Origin of the sequence: Microbacterium sp. R1 (assembly GCF_015159725.1) — a bacterium.
GTDB classification, from domain to species: domain Bacteria; phylum Actinomycetota; class Actinomycetes; order Actinomycetales; family Microbacteriaceae; genus Microbacterium; species Microbacterium oxydans.
On sequence record NZ_JADDUD010000008.1, the window covers coordinates 1 to 5,009 of the forward strand.

At 68.2% G+C, this 5,009-nt stretch carries 6 protein-coding genes; all 6 read right to left on the minus strand.

The window, feature by feature from the left end; all coding sequences use genetic code 11:
* Positions 1-115 precede the first annotated feature (115 nt).
* Complete coding sequence (locus ILP86_RS19415) at positions 116-781, minus strand: hypothetical protein (protein WP_193762724.1); 666 nt, start codon at positions 779-781, stop codon at positions 116-118.
* Between the two features lie 69 nt (positions 782-850).
* On the minus strand, positions 851-1,525 hold the full coding sequence (locus ILP86_RS19420) for a hypothetical protein (protein ID WP_046746665.1): 675 nt from the start codon (positions 1,523-1,525) through the stop codon (positions 851-853).
* Between the two features lie 37 nt (positions 1,526-1,562).
* Entirely contained in the window at positions 1,563-2,171 is a 609-nt protein-coding gene (locus ILP86_RS19425; protein WP_061015376.1) for a hypothetical protein, read from the minus strand.
* Positions 2,168-3,469 carry a hypothetical protein gene (locus ILP86_RS19430; RefSeq protein WP_058631569.1) on the minus strand — a complete coding sequence of 434 codons (1,302 nt, stop codon included), beginning with the start codon at positions 3,467-3,469 and terminating at the stop codon, positions 2,168-2,170. Before ILP86_RS19430 ends, ILP86_RS19425 begins: the two co-directional genes overlap by 4 nt.
* 13 nt (positions 3,470-3,482) lie before the next feature.
* The gene (locus ILP86_RS19435; RefSeq protein WP_046746669.1) at positions 3,483-3,830 is read right to left on the minus strand and encodes a hypothetical protein; all 348 of its coding nucleotides are present in this window, start codon (positions 3,828-3,830) and stop codon (positions 3,483-3,485) included.
* An 87-nt stretch (positions 3,831-3,917) separates the two neighbouring features.
* Complete coding sequence (locus ILP86_RS19440; protein ID WP_193762725.1) at positions 3,918-4,817, minus strand: hypothetical protein; 900 nt, start codon at positions 4,815-4,817, stop codon at positions 3,918-3,920.
* Between the last annotated feature and the right edge of the window lie 192 nt (positions 4,818-5,009).

Below are 5,009 nucleotides of genomic sequence, written 5' to 3' on the forward strand. Positions count from 1 at the left end.
ACACCTCCGCAAATCGAGAGAACCGGACCCCTCCGGCCCGAATAACCCCACCCTACGCGGCACCCACGAACACCGTCGATGGGGACAACTCCCCATCCACCCAGCGCGTACGGGATCAGCGGCGGACGAACACGGATCGGATCCGCACCCACAACGGATCCGCCTCCGACAAACCGGAGACGAGATGCATGACTCCCCCGACCTGCCCGAGGCCCGCCGCCAGAGCGATCACTCCGACGGCAGCCGAGGCCGCCGTCATCGAGGTGACTCCGGCTCCCAGATCACGGACGAACAGGGCGATGCCGCCGACGGCAACCAGCAGGGCGAGTGTTGCGGAGACGAGTCGCACGAAGACGCGCGGTTCGAAGTTCGCGGTGCGCGCCCGGAGCCAACCACCCGCGCGGCGCTGCCGCCCGCCTGTCGTGTACGGCAGACGAAGCCACCAGGAGGCAGCCGACAGGATCCGCCGACCGCTCCACCACAGCGCGACCAGGACGGCGAGTCCGGCCAGTGCGACGATCACCGCGGTCACGATCACCGCCAGGTCGACCGGCGCGAGCGACCCGCCCAGCATCCGCACGGCTTCGATCATCCCGGCCGTGACGAACGCGCCGCCGATCGCGAGCGCGAAACCCAGGAGGCCCAGACCCCAGCGCGACCAGCGCTCGAAGTCCGTCCGCAGCACGGCGGCTGCACGATCCGCATCCACCGGACGAGCGTCCTGCGTGCGCGCCGCATCGATGAGGGGTCGCGACTCGGGTCGGATCAGCGCAAGAGCCATCGGCCCAGGTTATTCGCCGTCCAGCGGCGCCTCGAACCGTGCCCCCTTCGGGGGGGCTGACGAGCTCGATCAGCCGCGATCTGCCTGCTCCTCAGCGGTCGCAGGCACCGCGGGCTCCTCGGCCAGCTGCTCCCAGGCGAAGGTCGAGATCATGGCGTCGCTGAGCAGCTCGATGCCGTCGAGCACCTCTGCGGGGATCACATCGCCGTCGGGGATCACGATGGTCGACGTGAAGACGAGCGCCTTGCGACGCAGCGTTCCCGGCACCGGGATGATGTAGGTCAGGGTGCGTCCGCTCACGCCGTCGATCGCCTGTGCGCCGGCCGGACGCTTCGTCTCCGCCGACCACCTGACGATGTGCTTGAGGTTCTCGTCGAGGAACACCGCCCCGCGCGCGCGGAACGCCTCCGTCACCCAGGCGTCGAGGTTCTCGCCGTCGGGCGCGTCGAGAGCGGATGCCGTGATCGACAGCGGCAGCAGCTCCTCCATCGGCACGTCCTCCTGCCGATAGATGGCGAACACCTTGGTGCGCCGCATGCCCTGATTGGCCTGGGCCATCATCGTGCGGAACTCCGCATCCAGGTCGGGGCGTCCCGCCTGCATGAAGATCGCGCTCGCCTTGCGCACGTCCTCCTGCTGTCCCGCGTTCGTCGGGAGGTGCGCCTTCCACCCCGGGGGCAGCACGAGCCGGAAAGCCGGGATGCCGAAGCGGAACTCCACGCCGAGGTCATTCATCTCGTTCATCGGGTGGCACTCCTCGTGTCGATCGTGAGGTCGGCAGTCACGCAGGCCGGCCGCTCGGCAGGGTGATGCCGGCGATGATCTTCGGGATCTGCTCCTCCATGAGGGCGAAGGGCTCGAGCGTCGACCCCATCGCCTCGATCATGATCGCAGACTCGCCGTCGCTGAGCATCACCGTCCAGTTCGCGATGGGGCGCGCCTCCCCGTCGTCGAGGAGCACGGCGGACGTGCGTCGCAGAAGGAAGCCCTTGCCATGGGAGTCAGTCTCCAGTGCCGTGAGTTCGGATGCCGTCGAGTCAGGGAGGGTGGCGATCTCGGTCAGGATGGCAGGGATGTCCAGGTCGGCGGCGGCGGAGACCGTGATCTCGATCAGGACGTCGCTGTACGCCCCGCGGGGGACGAACCACAGTTGCACGGCGGCGTTGCCGGCGAGGCCCAATATGCCCTCTGCCGTGAAGGCGAGCGCCTCGCGGTCACCATCGGTGAGCGGGGAACGTTCGGCGTAATGCTCGACCGCGGCCGACACCCATTGCTCCCCGATGCCCGGCTCACGCCGCAGCAGATCGGCTGCAGGCAGCGGGATGTACCACTCCGCGTCGTAGGCGAAGTCCCATTGCGACGCGCCGTCGGCGACCGGCACCGAGGTCATCGGGTGAGACCGTTGAGCATGCTGGCCGGCGACAGGCCACCGGAAGGACTGCCGCCCGCGAGAGCCACACCCTTGTCCGCCCACTTGTACACGTTGTAAGCCTGCTCGAACAGGTCTGGCGCCGGAGCCTTCGCGAGGCTGGAGAGTGCATCCGGCAGCTGGTTGATCAACCGATTCCCGTATCCGGTGCCCGCCGCGACCGCCTCCTGGAACGAGACGGTGAACGACCGGTTGGCTCCGCCGAGGAAACGCTGACCGAGCCCCGCGAGGGTGAACGGGCCCGTCATGCGCGTCCGAGAGGCGTTCTGCACGAAGTTCGCGAAGTTCGCCTTGCTCATCACGCCCCAACTTCCCTTGGGGGCCGCGGTGATCCCACGAATGTTGCGGATCTGGCCGAGCGGCCCGGTGAGCTGCTTCGGAATCGCCTTGAAGAACTTCCCGAGCCCCTGCCCGAGCTTGCCGATCGGAAGCACCCCGATGATCGACATCGCGAGATCACCCCAGCCCTTCCGTCCGTCGAACATCAGGGCGACGGTCAGAGCGAGCGCGATGACGCCGACCACGAGTGCCGCGATCGCGAAGAAGGGCCCGCCGATGATGAGTCCGAGCACGGCGATCGCGAGCCCGATCCAACTCACCCATTCGGCCACGACCGCGAGGACACCCGCGATGTTCTCCCACGTGGAGTCCTCGCCGATCTTGTTGGCATCGGTGAGGCCCGACACAGCGGTCTCATAAGCGGTGTGCCAGGTGTCGTACTCGCCGTCGAACGCATCGAGGTTGTCGTTGTGCGTGGTCTCCGCGGTGCTCAGGGTCGATGCCGCACCGGAGGCGGCGTTCGCGAGATTCGTGCCGGCTGTCGTGTTCGCCGCCGCATCCTCTTCCGCCGGCGGGTTCAGCCGCGTCGACGTGTTGTGCGCCTGAAGCGCGTCGGCGGCGTCGGCGGCGTTCGACTGCGCGGTCTGCAGCTCGGTGAGGCTGGTCTGGCAGTCGGCCACGATGGTGCGCATGCGGCTCTGCGCGGTCTCGAGCGCCGTGGCGTAGTTGCTCAGCGTCGTGCCTGCGGGCTTGTAGCGGCGACCCGCCTCGTCGAGATCCTTGTGGACGTCGTCGACGACGTCCTTGATCTTGTCCATCGCGTAGCCCTCGCCGTCGATGGAGCCGTCCTTGATCCCCTTGAGCGTCGCGGCGGCACTGACCATGCTGTCGCCCAGTTCGACGATCTTCGTTCCCCGGTCGGCGATCGCCACGGCATCCCCGGCCACGACCTCGACGTCACGCCCCTTGTTCGTCTGCATCTGCTTCTCTCCCCTAGACCGCTGCCGGCTGACGTCCGGCGCCCGGCGCGCTACCCGAACCCGACTGCTCCATCGACGTCGCCATCTCGGTGTCGAGGCTCATGACCTCGTCAACCGTTCCCTTGACGCGATCGGCGACCTCTTTGAGCTTGGTGAGCAGCTTGTCGCGACTGTCGTTCCAGCTGCCCTCGAAGTCGTGGCAGCGATCCTTGAGCCGTCCGTCGCCGTAGGGTCTGCCGACGGCGTTCTCGACGTCGTCCTGCTTCGCCGCGGCGGACTCCAGCTCGGCCACGATCGCCGTGAGCTTCTCGCTGGTCGTCTGCAGATCACTGATCGGCACGAGCATGCGTTCGCCTGCCATGGTCCCCCTCCTTCTTTCCCGGACGCTACGACGTTACTGGGAAGGGCGGCACGACGCGATGGGGAGTACTCCCCATCTGCCCGCGCCTCACACCCTCCAGCTGCTGTTCTTGCGCTTCTCCAGGATGCGCTCGGCGATCTTGATCGTGTCGGCGATCGACAGGAGGGAGAGTTCCGTGAGCGCCGCTGCACCGAGACCGCGCCTCTGCGCCTTGGCGGCGGTGGTCCGGACCGCAGGGCGCGCCTCCCGCGAAAGCATCTCGGCGAAGCTCGACCAACGGCGGAGGTCGAGCGTCGCCAGCTCGATGCGGTGGGCGCGGCGGAGACGCGCGAGTCGACGTCCGCCAGCTCTGCGCGTCGCGCTCGCCTCGTCGGCCGTGTAGTCGCCACGGCTCTGGGCCACTTTGGCCTGCTTCTGCGCAGTCGCCTCGATTACCTGCGTGACCTCCTCCGCGTACTCGGGCATCGACCGCAGCAGTCGCCGCTCCTCGGCCACCCAGCGCCGCAGGAGCACATCCCCGCACTCCGGACACAGCTTCTCCGGCATGACACCGTCGACCGCATAGCCGCATGCGCAGTCGATACCGCCGCGCTGCTGCGCCCGATGCGGACGTCCGCCGAGCTTCGCCCGCAGGAGTGAGGCTCCCAGCGCGCTGCGCCCGAGCTCATCCGCCAGGAACCCCTCGCCGCTTCTGCGCTGCATGTCGGCGACCAGCAGCTCCCAGCGCTCCTGGTCAGCCGGCCGGATCAGCGGGCGGGCGGAGTTCGCGTACTCGTCCAGCACCGCAGTGATCTCCGCTTCCTGCGCGGCCCGCTTCAACGCGGTCGCGGAGGTGGCTCCCGGCCAGGACGGGAACGCGATGTGGGCCGCGAGTTCCCGCATCCGCGCATCACCCGAGACTCCCGCTGCCTCATGCAGCGCGGCCAGGGGCGCATTCGCCTCCAGCACACCACGTTCGAACTCCTCGACAGCCTCAGACGCACTCATGCTCCCAGGGTAGACGCCCCCATGCGACGAAGAGGGCCGACCGTCATGGTCGACCCTCTTCGTGAAACGCCGCTGTGCCAGCGGGTGGCGCTGTGTGTCAGCTGCCGGCGAGCTGCTGGTCCAGATCCTGGATCGCCCGCATCATCCCCAGCAGCGACTCCGACATGTCATTGATGCCATCGACCGCCGTCT